Below are 21,495 nucleotides of genomic sequence, written 5' to 3' on the forward strand. Positions count from 1 at the left end.
GAGCCGGCCGCGCACGGGTGTCGGTTTCAGCTTCACGGAAAGGCCCCGTGCGCGCAGCCCGGGAAGGGCGGACGGGCCGGGAGCCGCCAGGGAGCCGTCCCGCTACCGGGGGGCGGCTTCGCGCGGCGGTGGCCCGTCCGAGCCGGCCCGATATTCCTCCAGGGGCACGAGGTCCCTCTCCCAGGCGGACAGGACCGGCTCGACGACACGCCACGCCTCCTCGGCCTCGTCGCCGCGGATCGACAGGGCCGGGTCCCCGTTGAGGACGTCCAGCAGCAGGTGGCCGTAGGCCGGAAGAGCGGGGGTGTCCATGCGTGCGGTCAAGGAGAGTGGTGCGAGGGTCTCGACACGCGAACCGATCGCGGTGATGTCCAGGCTGAGATTCTCCGGCTCCAGTCCGAAGCGCAGCACATTGGGCCGGACCTCCTGGTCCTGTCCGAAGGGCAGGTGGGGAACGGGCCGGAAGCGCACCGCGACCTCCTTGCGGTCCCTGCCCAGGGCCTTGCCGCTCCGCAGGCGGAACCGGGTGCCCGCCCAGCGCCAGCTGTCGAGTTCCAGCTCGATCTCGGCGAACGTCTCGGTCCGGCGCTGCGCGTCGACGCCGTGCTCATCGGTGTAGGCGGGCACTTCCTCGGCGTCGAGCCTGCCGGTCGAGTAGCGGGCGCGGCGTGTGCGCCGCACGACGTCCTGGTCGGTCAGCGGCCGCACCGACCGCAGCACGTCGACCTTGCGGTCGCGCAGATCCCTCTCGCCGAGCGTGAGCGGTGGTTCCATGGCGACCAGGCAGAGCAGTTGCAGCAGGTGGTTCTGGACCATGTCCTTCAGCGCGCCCACGTGGTCGTAGTAGCCGGCCCTTCCTTCCAGAGCGAGGGTCTCGTCCCAGACGATCTCGATCTCGGCGATGTGGGTACTGTTCCAGATCGGTTCGAGCACCCGGTTGGCGAGTCTGCTGCCGAGGACGTTCTGAACCGTCGTCATGGCCAGGAAGTGGTCGACCCGGAAGACGGCGCGCTCGGGTACGAGGTCGGCGAGCAGCCGGTTCAGTGCCTGGGCGTCGGTGAGGTCCTCACCGAAGGGCTTCTCCAGGACGATTCGGCTGCCCCGGGGCAGCCCCGCTTCGTGCAGCGCTGTCACCGCCGCCGGGAAGAGAGCCGGGGGCAGGGCCAGGTAGACGGCTACCGGGTCGTCCCCGGCGACGACCGCTGCCACGTCCGCAGAGTTCGTGACGTCGGCCCTGCGGTAGTCCGCCGAGGCGACGACGGCTCTTCGGGCGTCGGCCGGGACGCCGGCTCCGTGCCTGTCGAGTTGGTCGCCCGCCCATTCCCGGTACCGTTCGCGGTCCCAGTCCTCCCGGCTGGCGGCCGCCAGGCCGAACCGGTCGTCGATCCGTCCCGCCTTGTGCAGCGCGGCCAGCGCGGGCAGGAGGTAGCGGCCCGTGAGGTCGCCCGTTCCGCCGAGGACGACGAGTCGTCGAATGGTCATCGGGAGGCACCCTTCGCCCGTTCGAGGTTGACTCCGCTGGCGATGATCCCGATGTGGCTGAACGCCTGGGGGAAGTTGCCCATGAATACTCCCGTGGTGGGGTCCATCTGTTCCGACAGCAGTCCCAGGGGGCTCGCCCGCGAGCACAGCGACGTGTACAGCTCCTCGGCCTCGTCGAGCCGGCCCTGCCCGACCAGGTTGTCCACCATCCAGAAGGAGCACAGGACGAAGGCGCCCTCGTCGCCCGCGAGGCCGTCGGGGTGCTCGTCGTGCAGGTAGCGGTAGAGAAGTCCGTTGCCGGCGGAGAGGCGTTCGGCGACGGCCCGGGTGGTCGCCACCATCCGGGGATGGTCGACCGGTACGACGTGGCGCAGTGGCAGGTTCAGCAGGCTCGCGTCGACGATGCCGCCGCCGTCCAGGTACACGCTGAGGGCCTGGGCCTTCTCATCCCAGGACTGCTCCAGGATGAGGGAGCGCAGCCGATCCGCCTCGGCGCGCCAGTGGCCGGTGTCGCCGGGCAGCGCGAAGCGCTCCGCGATCCGGGCCGCCCGGTCCAGGGCCACGTGGCACAGACCGGCGGAGTAGGTGAACGGGCGGCCGTCGCTGCGGATCTCCCAGATGCCCTGGTCCGGTTGACGCCAGGCGCGGCCGGCCGCGTCGGCTAGGCCGGCCAGGCTCGACCACATCGCGGGATGGATCTCGCGGCCCCGGAGCAGCCACTGGTCGGCGCAGTCCAGGATCTCGCCGTACACGTCGTGCTGTCGCTGGTCGGCGGCTCCGTTGCCCCAGCGGACGGGGGCCGAGCCGCGGTAGCCCTCCAGCCCGGGGTCCTCGATCTCGTCCGGCACCTGGTTGCCGTTCAGGGTGTACATGATGCGGGGCCGGCGTCCGCGTTCGAACGCGTCGAGGACCCAGCCGAGGAATGCCTCGGCCTCGCCCCCGAAGCCGATGCGGCGCAGTGCGAAGACCGCGAATGCGGCGTCCCGGATCCAGGCGTAGCGGTAGTCCCAGTTCCGGATTCCTCCGACGGGCGCGGGCAGGGAGGACGTGGGGGCGGCGACAAGCGCTCCGTTCGCCCAGTCGTCGCACATCTTCAGTGTGATCGCGGCGCGCCGGACGAGTGCGTGCTGCGGGCCGGCGTAGTCGAAGGACCGCATCCACCGCCGCCAGGCATCGGCCGTCTGGCGCACCGTCGCGTCGGGCTCGAAGCGGTGGTGGCGGTGAATGCGTCCCCAGGACAGCACGAGGTCGAGGCGGTCTCCCTGCCCGAGGTCGTGTACGGTCCGCAGGCCGTTCAGGGGGCGGTTGGAGCGGAGGTGGAGGCGCGGGGACGTGTGGTGGGCGGGTTGCACCTCCAGTCCGCTGTACAGGTGGTGGGCCTGTGCGCCGCCGCGTGGTTCCAGCTCCACCGCGAGGCGTACGGCTCCTTCCAGTACGGTCACCGACCGGACCAGTTCCCCGCGGCTGGACGGTGCGTCGTCGGACAGATCGGCTCCCGAGCGCAGGACCAGTGCGTCCGTGACGCGTACCAGGCCCGTGTCGCTGCGCAGTTCCGTGTGGAGCACGCCGGTGTCGGGCTCGTACCGTTGCCGTGCTTCGCGCAGGTTCTCCGGTGCCACGGTGAAGTGGCCGCCCCGTGCGTGGTCCAGCAGCGCGCAGAAGACGGGGTCGGAGTCGAACCGGGGCAGGCACATCCACGGGATGGAACCGTTGAGGCCGACGAGTGCCGCGGTGGTGCCGTCCCCGATCAGGCCGAGATCCTCCAGGGGCAGGTATCCGTCCAGGAGGCGAACCGGGCGGAACGACGGGTCGGGATCGTGCATGCCTCCAGCCTGCCCCGGAGCGGGTCGAGCGGCGAGTCGGCATCGGCTGGTCGGGCCCATGGCAGCGCGCCGCGCGAACACGCTGTCCTCCGTGACCGGGCGGAAGCGGCGGGACCACCCTGGGCCGCCGCTGGGCCGGCCCAGCGGCGCGGCAGGCTCGTCCTGACGCAGTTGGTCCGTCAGGACATCGCCCGGGGAGCGCACGGGGTGAATCGACCGCGTGACACGGCGCCGTCCCGAAGGACACTCAAGGCTTGTCGGCGCGGCCGAGGGATGGGCATGGCCGCATCGACGCGGTTCAGCGCCGCCGGGCGGGCAACCTCATGACGTACGTGCCGGGATCGTCGGTCTCGACGATCCGGGGAGCGAGCCGGCCCTCACGGAGCGGCGTGATGCGAGAACAGTAACCGAGAGTAGTCGTCGACGAAAAGTCTCCCAAGCCGCCGGGACAGGGTCACGACGGACCCGCCGGCTTCCGGCTTGATCGAGGCGTAGGTGTGCCGAAGCACTGGCATGGGCTCATCGGTGCCCTGGTCGGTACCTGCTGTCGTCAGCCCTCCGCCCCGTCCTCGTCGTCGTCCGGGCCGGCCAGCGTCCGGATCACGCGGCGGACCCAGGGGGCCAGGTCGACTCCGGGGCCATGTTCCCGTACGGCTCCGGCAAGGCGGCGTGTAGATCGGGGCAGCCTCGCGCATAGGATCACAGTTCTCATATCCGTTCCTGGTCAGGGGGGTTCGCGTCATGGAGTTGGTTGAGGGCGAGTACGAGTTCCAGTGCGACGAGTGTGACGGAGACGGCTCCGTTCAGGTCCTGCACGGCATGCTCGACGAAGCCACCGATACGCCCGACCTCCGCTGGGAGGTGTGCGAAGACTGCCACGGCCAGGGAAAGGTGTGGGTGGACGAACAGGTCGCTGCCGAGAAGGTCCTGTACGGGCAGACGCCGACCCGTACGCCTGGCGACGCGTGAGGGCGGCGGTCTCAAACGTCACTCTGCGCTACACACCATCTGGCCGTGGCCACACGAGAACCGGGCTGCTGGTGACCCTGCGTTCCCCCCTGGGGTGCATCGGCTCCAGTTTCCTCCGGTCTCGTTCCGGAGGTGGCTGGTGGTCTTGTCGTGGTGGCCGAGCGCGTGGGCGACGACGGGTGCGGGCAGTTCGACGAGTTGCTGGCGGATGGCGGCGCCGCGGGCGGCGGCGATCGGGAAACAACGCAACGCCGGTCGACGCATGCCTGAGGTCAGTCACTTGGCGAGCTTGCCGTCCGCCCGCACGGCGAACCACGTGCCGTTCACCGCCTGCCCGTTGGTCTCTCCGGGCTGCTCGTCACCGGCGTACCAGTAGAGCGGCCAGCAGTCGATGGTGAGCTGCTCGGTGCCGTCGGGGCGGGTGTACTTGATGAGGAGCTTGGGGGCGATGCCCTTGATGTTCTTCTTGTCGACGAGCTTGGCCGGCTTCCACTGCTTGAGGCAGTCGCCCTGACAGTTCGACTTCATCGGCCAGGCCGTGTCCTTGGTGAAGCGGTAGAGCGTGCGGCCCTTGCCGTCGCGGACGATCTCGCCGAGTTCCTGGTCCTCGACCGTCGACAGCGCGGGAAGTGCCTTCGGGGCGCTCGCCGTCTGCTTCGCCTTCGACCCGTCGGGTGCGGCCGCGAACCATGTGCCGCCGACGCCCTGGCCGCGGGTCTGCCGGGGCTGTGTGTCCTGCGCGTAGCGGTAGAGCGGCTGGCCGGCAAGCGTGAGCTGCCTGGTGCCGTCGGGGCGTTCGACCGAGCCCAGCAGCGACGGGGCGAGGCCGCGGCCCGCCTTCGCACTGTCGGCGAGCACCGGAGGCCAGGCGGCGGCACAGTCGCCCGCGCAGTTGGACGCGGAGGGCGAGGCCGTGTCCTCGTCGAAGCGGTACAGGGTGAAGCCGGCTCCGTCCGTCACGACCGAGCCCAGATTCGCGCTCTTCCACACGCTCAGGCGGCCTGCTTCCTCGGGCTGCGCCCCGCTGGCCTTCGAGGCGGAGAGCTCCGGGGAGCCAGCGGTTGTTGCCGCCGTGCTCCGGGAGCCGCCGCACGCGGCTGTGCTCAGGACCGCGGCAAGGGTGATCGCGACCGGGACGTAGGCGAATTTGCGCATGGGGATCCCTCTTTCGGAACTCTCGACGAATGCGTGAAATGAATTGCTGAGCTGATTGCCCAGGTTGTCCTGCGGCCTTCCCGCCATCCTTCAATTTGCTCGATGCGCGCCTGGAAGGCCCGCTCCGGCAGCCGGGGAGGAGGCCGGCCGACTGCCGGAGCGGAGTTTCTGGACCCGGAACCCGTCCGGCCGGTCAGCGTGAACACGGCTTCGGCTGCGGAACGGTTCAATGCCGGGGGAATTCTTTCCTCGGGTCGCCTCTATGGACATGTGCTCGCGTGCCACCACCAAGCGCCCGGCTGTACGCGCGCGGCCACACGCCCCGTCGTACGGGGCGCGTCACACTCGCCCCGTGCCCGCCCCGACCAACGTCTGTGTCGGAACGACCACTTGGATGCCGAGCACGCCCAGGTCCACGCTTCCGTCGCTCTCCGCGTACCACCGCCAGTGCGCGCCGGGGATGTCGCCGACGGTGAGGACTGTCCAGCTGCCGCCCTCCGGTGAAGAAAGGCCTGCGAGGGCCCGTGCCTCGTCCGCCGTCGGGGCGTCCTGGAGGACGACGAAGCCCGTGACCTCGCCGGTACGGGCCGCGCCGCGTACCAGGCCGATGCCCAGTTCCTCTGCCGAGTTGAGGATCTCGTCCGGCGCCTTGCCCTGCACATCGGTGACCGAGCGGACCCGAACCAGGCCGTTGAGGCCGGGCAAGGCGCTTGCGCTCGGGTCCACCGAAACCACCACCGTGCTCTGCCGCGGGAGTTCGAGGAGACCGCGGACCAGGGCCGCCACCGTGTCCTGCGCGACGACGAGATCACCGCTGATGCTGAGCGCACCGTTGATCTGCCCGAGGTCCACCATGACCTGCGCGCCCCGCTCGCTCACCCCGATCCGGGCGAGGTGCGGCAGTGCCAGCGTCACGTCAGCCGTCGGATCGCCCTCGATGACGGGGGTCAGCCCGGTGCGCTCCCAGCGATTCGGTTCGAGCGCGGTCCACGGGGCGGGCGCCGTGCGCGCCCCCGACACCGACGCGAGCAGCTTCGTGGGTTCCGCGAGGACGCTGTAGACCCGTACCGGACGCTCCGCCTCCGCCGCGTCGGCGGGGATCAGTTCGCGCATGGCCTGCCGCACCATTACCGGCGTACGGATGTCCGCCGCGAGCCGCCGCGCGAGCGCGCCCCGCCGACGCCGCCGCAGCGCGAGCGCCAGGCGGCGCGGCAGTCGCGGCCGCAGCACCCGGGCGACCCGGACGGTCCCGGAGCCGGTGGCCCGTACGGCCCGGCCGATCGGACGCCGCGCGACGATCACCACGGTGAGTACGGCGGCGCCGGCGACACCCCCGATCAGCCACGGCGACCCGAGCCGGTCGCCGAGCCCGGCGAACTGCCCAGAGCCCCGGCCAGCCGCGGCGCGGGGCGCGGGGGAGGCACTCCGTGCGGGGGGCTTCGCCGCGTCGGCGTTCTCCTCGGGCAGGACACCGAACTCCACGCCGGGCCCGTCCGCATCCTCCGGCAGGATCAGCGGGAAGCCCGGGGTCAGCTGGTCGGGGCTCACGAAGGCCGAACCGTCCGGCAGCTGGCGCCCGCTGTTGAGGACCAGGATCTCCTCGAACCGGTCGCCGTCGCCGAGGGTGCGCTGGGCGATCCCGAACAGCGTCTCCTGCTCGCCTCCGTTCTCCTGCGCGGACTTGACCACGTAGTACTTCGTCACCTCGTCGGCCCGCAGCGCCCGGGGAGACTGCATCCGCACAGCCGCCAGTGGCGGTGCGGAGTCCAGAGCCCGTATGGAACCCAGCGCCTGCGCCGGTGCGGGCAGCGCCAGCCAGGTGGCGGCCGCCAGGCCGCACACCGCCGTCACCCGTGCCGTCGTGCGCCACGGCGCCGGCCGCCGCGCTTCGTTCGTCGTCCTCGGGGCGTCGCGCATCTTTCTCGTCCTCCTCCGTACGGGGCCTGGTGACGCGCACTGCTGATGCGTCGGCCGTCACACGCGCGGAACCCCGGGTCGGTTCAACGAGCTGAACCGAAACGTCGACGGTCCCGTTAGGAGGTGCCGAACAGGCTTGTAGCCGTGAGGAGTTGGAAATGGCGCGTCGGCACACCACGGGCTGGGAGGTGCTCGGGTTCGGGGAGGACCCGACCCCCGGGAACCCGGAGGTGATCAGAATACTGGCCAGGACCTATCTGGAGCTGGGCGACGGAGCGGGCGAGGCGGTCGACCTGCTGCGCGACGACGGGGCGCTGCGCCGCGGCAAGGGCCAGGCGATGGACGCCCTGAAGACGCGCATCACCAAGGATCTGCCGGGGCTCCTGGAGAAGACCAGGGACTCCTTCCGTACCGCCGCGGGTGCCTACGACGAGTACGCGAACACCCTGACCGACGCCCAGGACCTGCTGGACCGGGCCATCGACCAGGGCCAGGAGGTCGCGGCCACCGCGAAGACGGAGGTCCCGGCCCTCGCGGCGGACGCCACCCCGGAGCAGGCCGAGACCCACCAGACGCAGCAAGGCGAGGTGAACGCCGCGAAGGAGGCGCTGTCGGCCGCCGAAGAGCTCGGCCGCGCGGCGCGGCGGATGCGCGAGGACGGATCCGACAAGGCCACGATCATCCTCGACGAGGCCGCGGAACAGGCCATCCCCGCACGGGACTTCGTGAAGCAGTTCGGTGACTTCCTCGCGGACAACCCGCTGGTGGAGATCATCGCCGGTGTCATCATCGGCATCGTCGCCGTGTTCTTCCCGGTCGTGGGTCTCATCCTGGGCGCGATCCTGTTCGCCGTGTCGGTGATCCGGATGGTGTCGCAGGGCAAGATCGACGCCGGTGAGATCATCATCGGCCTGCTCACCCTCGTACCCGGTGGTGTGCTGCTCGGCGGGCTCGGGAAGATCGTCGGGGCGGCGGGCAAGCTGGCGAAGTTCGCGCCCTTCCTGGCCAAGGTGGGCAAGGGCGTCGGGACGGCTTCGGGGGCGGTATCGGCTGCGCTGAAGAACTCGACGTTCGTCCGCAAGATCATCGACCCGCTGGCCAAGGGCCTTGTGGGCCTCAAGACGTCCCCCGGCCTGGCCCTCGGCGCCAAGTTCGCGATCGACGTGACCACCGAGTTCTCCCTCGGCTTCCTGGCGAGCGGAATCACGGCGCTGGTCGACGGGAAGAAGTTCGACGCGGCCTCGGCCGCCACGGGCGCCGCGCTCGGCGCCGCCACGGCCGGTGCCTTCACGCTGTTCGGCGGGACGAAGTTCGCCACCAGCATCAAGGACGCCTTCACCACCAAGGGCAAGTTCAAGAGCAACATCGACAAGGCGTTCTCCGTGAACAGCCTCGGTGTCGTCGACGGCAAGTTCAAACCCACCAACGTCCTGTTCTCCGAAACCAAGGGCGCGCAGAAGACCGGCTTCCACGGCATCAACGGCACGACCAAGTCGGACCCCACCACGGGCGAGGTCAAGACGAAGGTCACGACCCCGGACGGCGCAAAGACCGAGACGAAGATCACCCCGCCCGGTCCCAAGGCCGACCAGGCCCCCGATGACCTGCCCTTCGCAGTCGCGCCGCCCCAGACGTCTACGACCACCACGACACCCGACGGGTTCACCTCGACGACCGCGGACGGCACGAACACCATCAAGAGCCCGGACGGCGACGTCATCACCTCGAACGGCATTACGACGACGATCGACACCCCGATCCAGGGCCCGACCACGAAGGAGAAGATCACCGGCGGGCTCGGCGGCGAGTTCGCGCCCGCGCAGTCGGAGAAGCCCGCACTCTCCACGGAGCTGGGCCCGAACGGTGGCTTCACGACCTCGGGACCGTTCGGCGAGGTCTCCAAGGGGCCGGGCGGCGTCACGACGTTCAGCTCTCCCGGCGACGGCGGTCCCACACCGGAGTTCACCGTGAACAACAACACGGTCTCCACCCCGAACGGGCTCACCCTGACCGACAACGGCGGCTCCACGACGGTGGGCGGTGGCGGGCTCACCACGGACAACACGAACGGCGTCAACTCGGTCTTCAACGGCCCCCCGACGGGCCAGCCGGTGGCGACCCACAACCCCGCCGACGGCAACGTCGCCATCAACTTCGGCAACACCACGCTCAACGGCAACACGGGGATCCCCGGGGGCGGATTCGCCCTGCCGGACGGCACGCAGGCCCACGTCGGCAGCAACGGCAACGTGAGCGTCGTCAACGGCGACGGCGGCGGCCAGAACGTCAATCTGCCCCCGGCCAACGCGGGCGGCCCGGTCACCTTCACCGACACCAACGTGAACACCAGCATCCCCCCGGGAGGCGGCGCCACCATCACCACGCCGGGCGGCCCCGCCACCACACTCGACAACACGGGGTTCACGGTGACCACCGGCGGCCCCACCCCCGACACAGTGCAGTTCAACGGTCTGGGCAACTCTCTCGACGTCACCCCGCCGGGCGGCCAGCCACAAGTCTCGGTCGGCCCGGACGGCTCCATCACCGCCGGCAACATCAAGACCGACGGCGGTGGCGGCGGTACGGCCACCGGCGGCGGGGGGAACGTCGAGTTCTCGCCCATCGACATCAAGTTCAGCACGCCCGAGGGCGGAACGATCACCGTCAACCCGCAGGGGCAGTTCGACCTGAACCCCTCCGGCGCCCAGCCGCCGGTCACGGTCAACCCGAACGGGGACATCGCCGTGGGCCCGAGCGACATAGTCCCGGTCACCTTCAACGGCCCCGACGGAACCGCCGTCACCATCAAGCCCGGCGGCGGCCTCGACGTGACCCCGCCCGGCGGCCAGCCACAGGTCTCGGCAGGCCCGAACGGCGGCGTCACCGTCAACGGGATCACCACGGACGGCAACGGCGGCGGTACGGCCACGGGCCCCGGCGGCAAGGTCGACTTCTCGCCGCTCGACATCAAGTTCAGCTCCCCGGACGGCACGACGTTCACCATCAACCCCAACGGCAAGTTCCACGTCGACGGGATCAGCCACGGCGCGGACGGCGTCACCATCGGCGGCTCGACCACGGTCAACAACGACGGATCGGCGAGCATCGCCCACGGCGACCAGGAGATCCACGTCACTGCCGACGGCACCATCACCGCCAACGACGCGCAGGGCAACCCGGTCCCGCCGGCCGTGCCGCAGCCGACCCCCGGAAATCCGGTGAACGCGGGCAACACCACCGTCTCCGTGGACAACGGCGGCGGCCACTCGGTCACCGTCCACGGCCCGAACGGCGCCACCGTGACCGTCGACAACAGCGGCACCACGACCATCAGCCATGGCCCGATCCAGGCGAGTCACGGCCCGAACGGAATCAGCGGCAGCGTGGGCACCGCCAACCCGGTCCAGGTCAGCCAGGGTCCGAACGGTGTCACGACCGTGAGTCAGAACGGTACGTCGGTGAGCACGGGCGTGAACGGCCCGACCACGGTCGGACCGGAGGGCGGGCCCGCCTCGGTCACCGTCAAACCGCCCTCGGGCGGCGACCCCGCCCAGGTCACCACCGCCGACGGCAGCACCACCAGCGTCCACCAGGACGGCACCGTCACCAAGTCCGCGCCCGCGGGAGCCGGCAGCCAGACGGTCAACACGGGCGGTCCGGACAACACCACGGTCACGGTCGGCAACAACGGCACCACGACCGTCAGCCATGGCCCGATCCAGGCAAGTCACGGCCCGAACGGAATCAGCGGCAGCGTGGGCACCATCAACCCGGTCCAGGCCGGCCAGAGCCCGGCCGGTGTCACGACCGTGAGTCAGAACGGTACGTCGGTGAGCACGGGCGTGAACGGCCCGACCACGGTCGGACCGCAGGGCGGGCCCGCCTCGGTCACCGTCAAACCGGCCGACGGTGGCAACCCGACACAGGTCACCACCTCCGGCGGCAGCACCACCACCCTGACGGGGAACGGTGCCCGGACAGACATCAACGGCAACAACACGGCGAACAGCACGATCAACAACGACGGCACCATCAGCAACAATGCCCCGGCAGGCCCCAACAGCACCGTCACCACCGGAGCGAACGGCACCATCGTCGCCGACAACAACGGCAACTTCAGCGTGGACAACACCGGCACCGTCACCAACGGCCCGATCACCATCACCGCCAACACCGACGCCGGCAACAACTCCGTGGCCACCTTCACCGACACCTCAGCCGCCGGTGCGAGGGCCGATGTCGGCACCAACGACGTCAACACCCAGGGCGTCAACACCACGGTCAACCCGGGCGGCGACGTCACCTTCACGCACAGCCAGACACCCGGCGGTCCCCCCACGACCGTCAACTCGGGCGCCGACGGCACGATCACCGCACAGACCCCCGACGGGGCCGAGGCGAAGGTGCCGCCCCCACCCCCGAACGCCCCGGGCGGCGGGCCGGTGCCCGCACCGGCCCCCAGCACGATCACCAACAACAACGGCGCCACCATCTCGTCGGACGGACAGACCACCACCTTCATCAGCGACGGGTTCACGACCACCATCGGCAACGACGGCAACGGCCCGGCCACCACCACCGTCCACCACGACTCCGGCGTCAGCCACACCATCGACAACAACGGCCAGGCCACGGTCAACAACTCGCCGAGCGGCGCCGTCATCACCGGCACCCATACCCAGGTGACGGTGAACACCCCGCAGCAGGAGGGCTGGGGCCTGTTCGGCTCACCGGAGATGACCGGTGGCCAGAACACCCTGTCCAACGGCCCGAACGGACCCACGATCACCACGCACGGTGCCGACCCGGTGCATGAGCCCGGCAGCACCGTCGTGCACGGCCCGAACGCGGGCGGACCCGACGGTGAGTTCTCCGTCACGTACGGACCGGCCACCGGCACCTTCGCGCCCGGCGGCGTCACCGGCCTCGGCCCCTCCGGCACCCACGTCGACCCGGTCACCAACCTTCCCATCGACACGGCGGGCAACCCCATCGGCAACAACCCCGGCGAGACCCCCATCAGCACCGTCACCGGCGACGGCAACAGCGGCATCACCGTGCCCACGCCCGGGGGCGGCCCCGTCGTGCACCACGACGGCTTCTTCGGCGGAAACACCAGCGTGGACACCAACAACACCACCTTCGGCAAGAGCCCCGGCGAGGTGGAGAACGCTGGTACGCCGGGCCAGAAGTCCGACATCCTGGACGGACCGCACAACCCCTTCAACCGTGACCCCGCGCCGGGCCCCGAGACCTTCACCGTCGGCGGCACCGGCGGCGGTCCCTCCGCGGACATCCCGGTCGGCGGCAAGGGCGTCTCCACCGTCCACGGCGGCCCGTTCGACGTGAAGGCCAACGGCGACGGCACCTTCGACGTCTCCGTACCCGGCAGCACCCAGCCGGGCGACACGGTCACCGTCGGTCCGGACGGCAGCCTCACCGGCCCCGGGGTGGTTCCTGCGGCGCAACCCGGAGCAGGACAGGAGGGGCCCGTCGGGCCCCCGCAGGTCACCTTCAGCAACAACACCACCGTCACCGGCGGCCCGGGCACGGCGCCCGTCGTCACCCCCCACGGGGGCGGTGCCACCACCACGTTCGCCAACGGCGCCGCCACCACCACCGGCCAGGCGGGCAACGTCACCATCACGCAGAACCCGGACGGCAGCACCTCGTTCAGCAACACCGCGGGCGGCGAGAACACCACGTTCACCGTCACCAAGGACGGTGCGGAGGGCACCGTCACCACGACCGACAACAACGGCAACCCGGTCACGTTCGACGTCAAGGTCAACAACAACGGCTCCGTGCAGGTGAAGGACGCCAACGGCAAGACCCTCACCGAGGTCGACGCGAACGGCTCCTTCAACGAGCAGCACACCCCGATCCACGACTACCACGCCTACGCGGGCGGCCCCACCTCCGTCACCGAACTGCATGAATACGGCTACGAGGCCCTCACCAGCATCCTCAAGGGTGCCGTCGGCCAGGCCGTCAGTGTCGGCTACGAGGTGGGCGCCAAGGGCGCCGACGCGCAGACCACCCTGGAGAACGCGGGCATCAAACTCGGCTACGGCGTGGGCAATTCGCTGGCCGGAAAGAAGGTCGAGAACGACCACGGATTCAAGACCAAGGGCCCCGAGGTGCCTCTCTCCTCGATTCCCACGAAAACCATCGGCGCCGTCAACTCCAACCAGGACACCGAATTGGCGAATCCACCGGAAGAAGCCCCCATCAAGGTCTGAACCGATCTGCCGCCCCCCTCGTGTGTAGGGCGCGGGTCCACGAAACGGTCCATGAAACAACCGTCCGCACCACCGACTTGGAATAAGGAGATATTCCCATGGCCGATTACATCGTCAACGACGAGAAGACCAACGCCGCCGCCACCCAGACCATGAACGAGTACGAGATCGCGGTCGCCCAGCTCAACAAGATCAAGTCCGACCTGGACGCGCTCACCGCCGACGGCTACAACACTCCGTCGGCGAGGAACGACTTCCAGCCCTTCGTGCAGGAGTACACGGACAACTACGGCAAGGTCACCGAGGGCCTCACGGGCATCTCCGAGTACATCAAGAAGTACGGAGAGGGCATGACCCAGTTCGACTCCGAGATGGGTTCCAGTCTCCGCAAGTGACCCCGCCCGGAGGCCGGCCGGGCCGGTCCCCTCTCCGGCCCGGCCGGCCTCCCCGCACCCCCGGCAACCTCTGGTGACCCCCGTGCCCAAGGAGCACTGACGATGCGTCTGACCGTCACCGCCGTCGACCCGGAGCAGGGTCAGACCGCGGACATCATGATCGAGGCCGACCCCGAGGCCCCCGCCGGCGAGCTCGCCGAGCAACTGCACCGGCGGCTGCGCGGCGGCACCCCGGACACACCGCCCGTCCTGTACCACGGGGCCACCCCGCTGGCCCCCGACCAGCCGATGGCCGCTGCCGCCCTGCGCTCCGGCAGCCTGCTGTCCCTGGACGCCCCCGCACCCGAGGCGGGCCCGGAGCCGGACGGCGTCGTGGAACTGCGCGGCATCGGCGGCGCCGACGCCGGGCTGGTGTTCCGGCTGTCGCCCGGCGACTACGAAATCGGCTCCGCCGCGTCCTGCCGCATCCAGCTCCGCGCCGAAGGGCTCGCGAAGACCGCGGCGCGCCTGAAGGTGCACGCCGACTCCACCGCGACCGTATGCTCCGTCGACCAGGACGGCGTCACACGGGACGGGACCGAGGCGCGGGACTGGACGGACTGGCCGCTCGGCGGCGTACTCACCGTCGGCCCGGCCCTGCTCGAACTGGCCGCGCCGTCCGTGCCCGACGCCGCCCTCCAGCCCTCCGACGACGGCGTGGGACTGGACTACAACCGGCCGCCCCGGCTGCTGCCCCCGCCGGTCAACAATCGCTTCCAGCTCCCCGTACCGCCCGGCAAACCCACCCGCAACAGGCTTCAGCTCATGCTGATCTTCGCGCCGTTGATGATGGCCAGTGTCTCGTTCGTCCTCTTCAACAACCCCAGGTTCCTGATCTTCGGCGTCCTCTCCCCGGTCGTCGCCCTCGTCTCCCAGTTCTCCAACAAGCGCCGCGGCAAGGAGAGCTACGAGGATCAGCTCAAGGAGTACGAGGAGAAGAAGGCCGTCCTGGAACAGGACGTGGACGAGGCGGTGCTCGCCGAACAGCACGCCCGGCGCCTCGCCGCCCCGGACCCGGCGTCGGCCCTCCTGATCGCCACCGGCCCGCGGCAGCGGCTGTGGGAGCGCCGCTGGCGCGATGACGACTTCCTGCTGATGCGGCTCGGTGTCGCCGACCGCCCGGCCTACGTGGAGCTTCAGGACCCCGCCGAGCCGGAACACCGCCGCAGGGTCGACCGCACCACGCACGCCGTACCCGTGACCGTGCCGCTGCGTGCCTGCGGCGTCATGGGCGTTGCCGGAGGCGACACCGCCGAGCCGCTGGTGCGCTGGCTGATCGCCCAGGCCGCCGTCCTGCACAGCCCCTCCGACCTGCGGATCTGCGTACTGTCCGGCACGGGCGGCGCGGACCGCTGGTCCTGGGTGCACTGGCTGCCGCACTGCGCGCCGCTCGGCGAGGACACCATCTCCCTGGTCGGCGCGAGCGCCGAATCCGTGGGCCGCCGCATCGCCGAACTCACCACCGTGATCGCCGCCCGGCAGGCGGCCGGCGACCGGGCGCCGCGCGGCGGAGCCGTGGGCGAACCCGACGTCCTGGTCGTCCTCGACGGTGCCCGCAGACTGCGCTCCCTGCCCGGCGTCATCCAGATCCTCCGTGACGGGCCGGCCGTCGGCGTGTACGCGCTGTGCGTGGACGACGAGGCCCGGCTCCTGCCCGAGGAGTGCCGCGCCGTGGCCGTGGCCGGGCCGAAGTGGCTGCGTGCCGAGCAGGACAACGCGGACCCCGTCGACGAGGTCCGCGCGGATGCGCCGAACCGCTCCTGGTGCGTGGGCGTGGCCCGCGCACTCGCGCCGATCCGCGACGTGGGCGACGACGCCGACGAGAACCTGCTGCCCGCCTCCGCCCGGCTCCTCGACGTACTCGGCCTCGAACCGCCCACCCCCGACGCCGTGGCCGCACGCTGGGTGATCGCCGCCCGCAGCACCCGCGCCGTGATCGGCGAGGGCGTGGACGGTCCGTTCGCCATCGACCTGGCCGCCGACGGGCCGCACGGCCTGATCGCGGGCACCACCGGATCCGGCAAGTCCGAACTGCTCCAGTCCCTGGTGGCGAGCCTCGCCGTCGCCAACCGGCCGGACGAGCTGAACTTCGTCCTCGTCGACTACAAGGGCGGCAGCGCCTTCGCCGAGTGCGAGGACCTGCCGCACACCGTCGGCATGGTCACCGACCTGGACACCCACCTCGTGGGCCGGGCCCTGGTCTCCCTCGGCGCCGAACTCAAGCGACGCGAACACATACTCGCCGAGGCCGGTGCCAAGGACATCGACGACTACACCGAAAAGCGCACCCGCCGCCCCGAACTCGCCCCCATGGCCCGGCTCGTCCTCGTCATCGACGAGTTCGCTTCGATGGTGCGGGAACTCCCCGACTTCGTCTCCGGACTCGTCAACATCGCCCAGCGGGGCCGCTCACTCGGCATCCACCTGATCCTCGCCACCCAGCGGCCCTCCGGCGCGGTCACCGCCGACATCCGCGCCAACACCAACCTGCGGATCGCGCTGCGCACCACCGACACCAGCGAGAGCCGCGACATCATCGACGCCCCCGACTCCGGGCAGCTCTCGCCCCGCACCCCTGGCCGCGCCCACGCCAGGCTCGGCCACGCGGCGCTGCTGCCGTTCCAGACCGGCCGGATCGGCGGCCGGCGCCTCGACGCCTCGGACACGGTCGAGAACCGCCCGGCGCCGGTGCTCACCGAACTCCACTGGGAGGCCCTCGGCGCCCCGATACCCAGGCCGGACGCCCAGGAGGACACCTTCCAGCCGGTCACCGACCTGTCGGCCCTGGTCGGCGCGGTACGCGACGCGGCCACCCATCTCTCCGTGCCGGCCGCCCGCCGCCCCTGGCTGCCCCCGCTGCCCGACATCCTCACGCTCGCCGACCTGCCCGCGCCTCCAGAGGCGGCCGAGGACGGCCGGCTCGTCCCGGTGGCGTACGGCCTCGTGGACGTACCCACCGAACAGGCCCAGCGGCAACTGGCTTTCGACCCCGATGAGATGGGGCATCTGTACATCGTCGGCTCGCCGCGCAGCGGCCGGTCCCAGACGCTGCGCACCCTCGCCGCCGCTCTCGTCGGCGCGCACGGCTGCGCCGACGTCCACCTGTACGGACTCGACTGCGGCAACGGAGCCCTCCAGGCCCTCAGCGGACTGCCGCACTGCGGTGCCGTGGTGGACCGGGGCCAGGTCGAGCGGGTGGCCCGCCTCCTGAACCGCCTGGTCGCCGAGGTCGGGCGGCGCCGTGAACTCCTCGGCAGACGGGGCGTCGCCGACCTCACCGAGCTGCGCCGCGCCCTGCCCGAGGCGGAGCGGCCCCCGCACATCCTGCTGCTCGTCGACCGGTTCGAGGCCTTCGAGCGGGACTTCGCCAACTACGACCAGGGCAGCCTGATGGACGCCATGACCCTTCTGATGCGCGAGGGCGCGAGCGTCGGCGTGCACCTGCTCCTGTCCGGCGACCGCATCCTCGGCCAGAGCCGGTTCTCCGCCTCCACCGAGGACAAGCTGGTCCTGCGCCTCAACGACCGCTCCGACTACTCCATGGTGGGCCTCAACGCCCGCAGTGTCCCGGAGGACCTCCCGGCCGGCCGCGGTGTCCTCGCCAAGGACATCAACAGCGCCCAGGTCGCGTTGATCCCCGGCACCCACGGCGCCGACGCCACCGGCGCGGGTCAGGCCCAGGCACTCGACGCACTCGCCGAACGGGTCGGGGAACGGGACGCCGACGTGCCCGCCGGGCGCAGGCCGTTCCGCGTGGACATCCTGCCCGACGAGCTGGACTTCGCGGACGCCCTCGCCCGCAAGCCGCGCCGCGTCTCCCCGTTGTGGGCGATGATCGGCGTCGGCGGCGACGAACTCGCCGCCATCGGAACCGACTTGTCACAGGTGCCGTCCTTCGTGGTCGCCGGCCCGCCGAGGTCGGGCCGCAGCACTGTGCTGCTCACCATGGCGAAGTCGCTGACCGATTCCGGCACGAAGATCGTGATAATCGCGCCGCGCAATTCACCGCTGCGCGGCCTCGCCGGACAGCCCGGCGTCGTGCAGGTCTTCACCGACGCGGACGTCGCGGTCGCGGACTTCCGCGCCGCACTCGGCAAGGTGGACAGCCCCGCCGGAGCCATCCTCGTCGACGACGCGGAAATGATGATCAACTCCGAGCTCGACACCGACTTCGTCGCGCTCGCCCGCGGCAGCGCCGGGGACGGCTGGGGCCTGATCGTGGCCGGCAACAACGAGGCGTTGCTCGGTGGCATCGGCGGCTGGCAGGCCGCCGTACGCCGCAACCGCTGCGGCGCCCTGCTCGCGCCACGCCTGATGAGCGACGGCGAACTCGTCGGCGCGCGTCTGCCACGCGGCCTGATGGGCCAGGACAGCGAACCCGGCCGCGCTCATCTACAGCTCGGCGACGGCCGCTTCACCACGGTCCGCGTGCCCGCGACGACGGTGGACTGACCGGCAGTACGGCGTACCCCACCACGTCGCACCGCACCACAGAGCAAGGCCGGAAGGCCTCCGCTCCCCCCCCCGGCGGCCGGGGGGGGGAGCGGGGGCCTTCCGGCCTTCGGCACGCACGAAGAAGAGGGCCTGGCCGTTCCCCCGGGAACGGCCAGGCCCTGTGCGGGGCCGGCGTCGGTCAGGTGGCCGCCGCGCCGGCGGCCACCGGCGCCTCCTCACCGAAGGCGAACGTCGAGGTGATGGCGTCGAAGAGGTCGCACAGCGGCTCGGCGAGCGGAATGTTCGGACTGAAGCAGGTGATGATCAGGACCCGCTCACCACAGGGAACCGGCACGAACGTGTGCGTCACCACCATCTTGTACGAGATGCCGTCGGCGATCTCCGTCTCCTCGATGCCGGTCATCCGGCCGACCGGACCGACACCCGGCAGCGTCGCCGTCGTGAGGGTCCGGGTGGTGCCCTCGCGTCGGCGGCCCCCGGCGGCCGAGAACTGTTCGGCGATGCCCTTGGCGGAGAAGTCCTCACCGGGCGGCGGATTCACGCTGAACACCATGAGCCCGGCCATCAGCAGGCCGTCCTCGTACATGGCGGTGGTGCCCGCCGCATAGACGGCGCCGCGCATGCGGGCGCCCTCCATGATGCGCCGCGCGGTGCGGAACGTGTGGTTGATGGCGTCCCGGGTCTCCTTCTGCGGAGCCTGCCGCAGCATCTCGGCGCGGCGCTCGGCGAGCGTGTCGCCGTGCAGGTCGTACTCCGTCCAGTTCTCCGGGATGGCGATCCCGAAGGTGTGCGAACCAGCGGTCATGGGACCGTTCTCCTCAGTTCGTTCCGGGCCGGGCCCGTGCCGGGCCGGGCGGACAGGGGGAAGCGATGCGGCCGTCGTCCTAGGACGACGGCCGGGCGGCACCCCTGGCGGGTGTCGCGTCGCCGCCACCGCCCTGGCTGCCGCTCTCCTTGAGCGAAGAGCCCATGTTGGTGTCGAATTCGGCGAAGGCCTTCACGATGGCATCGCAGCCGTCCTTGAGATCCTTGCTGTTCCGCTTGACCTGCACGCGCCCGTCCTTCCACGCTTCGTCGAAGTTCGTGCCGGGGCGCACCAGTGGCGGGCCGACGTCCTCGGGGTTGTAGCCCGACGGCCGGGTGTCGATGAGATCCACCACCCGGCCCAGCAGCTCACCGAGACGTTGCACCTCGTCTCCCGGCATCTCGATCTCGGCCAAGGCTCCTCCCTCGTACGCGTCGTGCGGCGGGCGCGTCCCGCCCCGCTCCAGGAACGGCCGTGGACACGGGACGGTTCAACGACCCGCCGGATCAGGGGCATGCGGGAGTCGGAGCGGTACGGGACCGGCCCCCGGAGACGGTCACGCGGACTCGCGGACGAGTTTCCCGTCGGGCGATACGGCGAACCACTCGCCGTCGAGGCCCTGCCCGTTGACGTCCCCGGGCACCATGTCGCCGACGTAGTAGTACAGCGGCCAGTCCCCGTACGTGACGTGCACGGCACCCCCCGACTGCTTCGCCTCGCGCAGCAGCGACTTCTTGACGCCCTTGCCCGCGTCGGCAGGGGAAGGGCTGGTCAGCGCGGGCCACACGGCGATGCACTCCGCGTCGCAGTTGCTGGTGGCCTCCTTGTCCTTGGTGAAGGCGTACAGGGTGCGGCCCTGGCCGTCGACCAGGATGGAGCCGAGCCCGACGTCCGCCACGGTGACCTCGGTGCCGGGCGCCGCCTTGACCGGTTTCCTGTCCGCGCCGGTGTCGCCGTCGCTCCCGATACCGCAGGCGACAAGTCCCAGGACCAGCGGGATCGCGAACAGAGCCTTGCGTGCGCGCATGGTGATGACCTCTCTCGTACGTCGTGAAAAGCGGCGGGGTGAGTTCCCCGCGGCCCACACGTGCCGGCCGCCGTACGGGTTCAGCGAGCGCCGTCCCGTCTGCCGACGCCCCGGATCGCGGACGGCGTTGAACCGTTCGGTCCGTGCGTCCGTTGGTCGACGCGAAGGGCCCTGGAAGCCCAACTCCCGGAAGGACGAAAGACATGCGCAGGCTCACTGTCGCGGCGGGCGTCGCCGTGCTCCTCGCCGGTCTCACCGGTTTCGCCGGTACGGCCCCGGCGTCGGCCGAGAACGGCCCCGGCCCCGGCCCCGGCCCCGGGGGATCCGATGATGCCCGGGTCTCGACGGCCGCCGCCGAAGCGGCGCGGGCACCGGCCGTCTCCCTGATCGCCCGGCTCACCGGCGACCTGGCAGCGCGGAAGAAGGACGGGTCCACCGAGGGCGCCCAGGACGGCAAGGCCGTCGTGCTCATCAAGGTCAAGGGCGACCGCGTCACCTTCGCCCTCACCTGGAACGGCATCGGCAGGCCGACACGTGGCCATCTCCACCAGGGCCAGGCCGGCAGCGAGGGCGGAGTGAAGGCCGAGCTGTTCGGCACGGCCATGCCCGCCTCGGTCAATTCCGCCGCCGGGCAGACCTCGGTCCCCTCCGCCGCGCTCGCCCGGCGGCTGCGCACCGACCCCGGCGGCTTCTCCGTCGACCTGCACTCCGAGGAGCCCCCCGGCGGCGCGGTGCGCGGACAGCTCCGGCTCTTGGAGAGGCCGGTGAACCCGCTCAGCATCATCAGGGGCGGCAAGTTGCGCGCGCTCGCGGACGGCGGCCAGGAGATCCCGGCAGACGACGCCGGGAAGGCGGGCGACCCGGACGGGCACAGCACCACGTTCCTGCACCCGAGGCCGGACCGCGTCGACTACTCCATGGCCTGGGTGAACATCGGGGCGCCGTTGGCCGGACACATCCACGAAGGCGTGCTCGGGGAGAACGGCGACGTACGTCTCCCGTTGTTCGTCACTCCCGTACCGAAAAACATCTTCGCGATCTCCGGCAGCGTCAGCACCCCCGACGCCGAGCTGATCGCACGTCTCAAGGGGAGCCCGACCACCTTCTACTCGAACGTGCACACCCGGGAGTTCCCCGACGGCGCCGTACGAGGGCAGTTGTTCCGCTGACGTTGACCGACAAGAGG

General features: G+C 70.9%; 12 protein-coding genes. 5 read left to right on the plus strand and 7 right to left on the minus strand.

Annotated features, from left to right (window positions below; translation table 11 throughout):
- Nucleotides 1-102: 102 nt before the first annotated feature.
- Together ACF08W_RS19425 and ACF08W_RS19430 are read right to left on the minus strand one after the other, a co-directional pair.
- Entirely contained in the window at nucleotides 103-1,482 is a 1,380-nt protein-coding gene (locus tag ACF08W_RS19425; RefSeq protein ID WP_392279949.1) for a glucose-6-phosphate dehydrogenase, read from the minus strand.
- The gene (locus ACF08W_RS19430; protein WP_392279950.1) at nucleotides 1,479-3,305 is read right to left on the minus strand and encodes a glycoside hydrolase family 15 protein; all 1,827 of its coding nucleotides are present in this window, start codon (nucleotides 3,303-3,305) and stop codon (nucleotides 1,479-1,481) included. Before ACF08W_RS19430 ends, ACF08W_RS19425 begins: the two co-directional genes overlap by 4 nt.
- A gap of 741 nt (nucleotides 3,306-4,046) precedes the next feature.
- On the opposite strand from ACF08W_RS19430, the gene ACF08W_RS19435 reads away from it, so the two are divergent.
- Complete coding sequence (locus ACF08W_RS19435; protein ID WP_385217753.1) at nucleotides 4,047-4,274, plus strand: hypothetical protein; 228 nt, start codon at nucleotides 4,047-4,049, stop codon at nucleotides 4,272-4,274.
- Nucleotides 4,275-4,550: 276 nt separating this feature from the next.
- Here ACF08W_RS19435 and ACF08W_RS19440 read toward each other — a convergent pair whose 3' ends face one another.
- Together ACF08W_RS19440 and ACF08W_RS19445 are read right to left on the minus strand one after the other, a co-directional pair.
- A complete protein-coding gene (locus tag ACF08W_RS19440) occupies nucleotides 4,551-5,429 on the minus strand; it encodes an SCO0930 family lipoprotein (RefSeq protein WP_392279951.1) in 879 nt (292 codons plus the stop codon).
- Between the two features lie 339 nt (nucleotides 5,430-5,768).
- On the minus strand, nucleotides 5,769-7,346 hold the full coding sequence (locus ACF08W_RS19445) for a hypothetical protein (RefSeq protein WP_392279952.1): 1,578 nt from the start codon (nucleotides 7,344-7,346) through the stop codon (nucleotides 5,769-5,771).
- 158 nt (nucleotides 7,347-7,504) lie between these two features.
- Between ACF08W_RS19445 and ACF08W_RS19450 the strand changes: the two genes are divergently transcribed.
- From ACF08W_RS19450 to ACF08W_RS19460, 3 genes are all read left to right on the plus strand, one after another.
- A complete protein-coding gene (locus ACF08W_RS19450; protein WP_392279953.1) occupies nucleotides 7,505-13,588 on the plus strand; it encodes a hypothetical protein in 6,084 nt (2,027 codons plus the stop codon).
- A 98-nt stretch (nucleotides 13,589-13,686) separates the two neighbouring features.
- Nucleotides 13,687-13,983 (plus strand): hypothetical protein, encoded by a 297-nt coding sequence (locus ACF08W_RS19455; protein WP_382300325.1) that lies wholly within the window; start codon nucleotides 13,687-13,689, stop codon nucleotides 13,981-13,983.
- Between the two features lie 102 nt (nucleotides 13,984-14,085).
- Nucleotides 14,086-18,474 (plus strand): FtsK/SpoIIIE domain-containing protein, encoded by a 4,389-nt coding sequence (locus ACF08W_RS19460; RefSeq protein WP_392279954.1) that lies wholly within the window; start codon nucleotides 14,086-14,088, stop codon nucleotides 18,472-18,474.
- A gap of 181 nt (nucleotides 18,475-18,655) precedes the next feature.
- Here ACF08W_RS19460 and ACF08W_RS19465 read toward each other — a convergent pair whose 3' ends face one another.
- From ACF08W_RS19465 to ACF08W_RS19475, 3 genes are all read right to left on the minus strand, one after another.
- The gene (locus ACF08W_RS19465) at nucleotides 18,656-19,282 is read right to left on the minus strand and encodes a hypothetical protein (RefSeq protein WP_392279955.1); all 627 of its coding nucleotides are present in this window, start codon (nucleotides 19,280-19,282) and stop codon (nucleotides 18,656-18,658) included.
- A 79-nt stretch (nucleotides 19,283-19,361) separates the two neighbouring features.
- On the minus strand, nucleotides 19,362-19,697 hold the full coding sequence (locus tag ACF08W_RS19470; RefSeq protein WP_352274264.1) for a hypothetical protein: 336 nt from the start codon (nucleotides 19,695-19,697) through the stop codon (nucleotides 19,362-19,364).
- A 141-nt stretch (nucleotides 19,698-19,838) separates the two neighbouring features.
- Nucleotides 19,839-20,309 (minus strand): hypothetical protein, encoded by a 471-nt coding sequence (locus tag ACF08W_RS19475; RefSeq protein WP_392279956.1) that lies wholly within the window; start codon nucleotides 20,307-20,309, stop codon nucleotides 19,839-19,841.
- Nucleotides 20,310-20,512: 203 nt separating this feature from the next.
- On the opposite strand from ACF08W_RS19475, the gene ACF08W_RS19480 reads away from it, so the two are divergent.
- Nucleotides 20,513-21,478 (plus strand): CHRD domain-containing protein, encoded by a 966-nt coding sequence (locus tag ACF08W_RS19480; RefSeq protein WP_392279957.1) that lies wholly within the window; start codon nucleotides 20,513-20,515, stop codon nucleotides 21,476-21,478.
- The last annotated feature ends 17 nt before the right edge of the window (nucleotides 21,479-21,495 follow it).

Source organism: Streptomyces sp. NPDC015144 (assembly GCF_043079735.1).
Classification (GTDB): domain Bacteria; phylum Actinomycetota; class Actinomycetes; order Streptomycetales; family Streptomycetaceae; genus Streptomyces.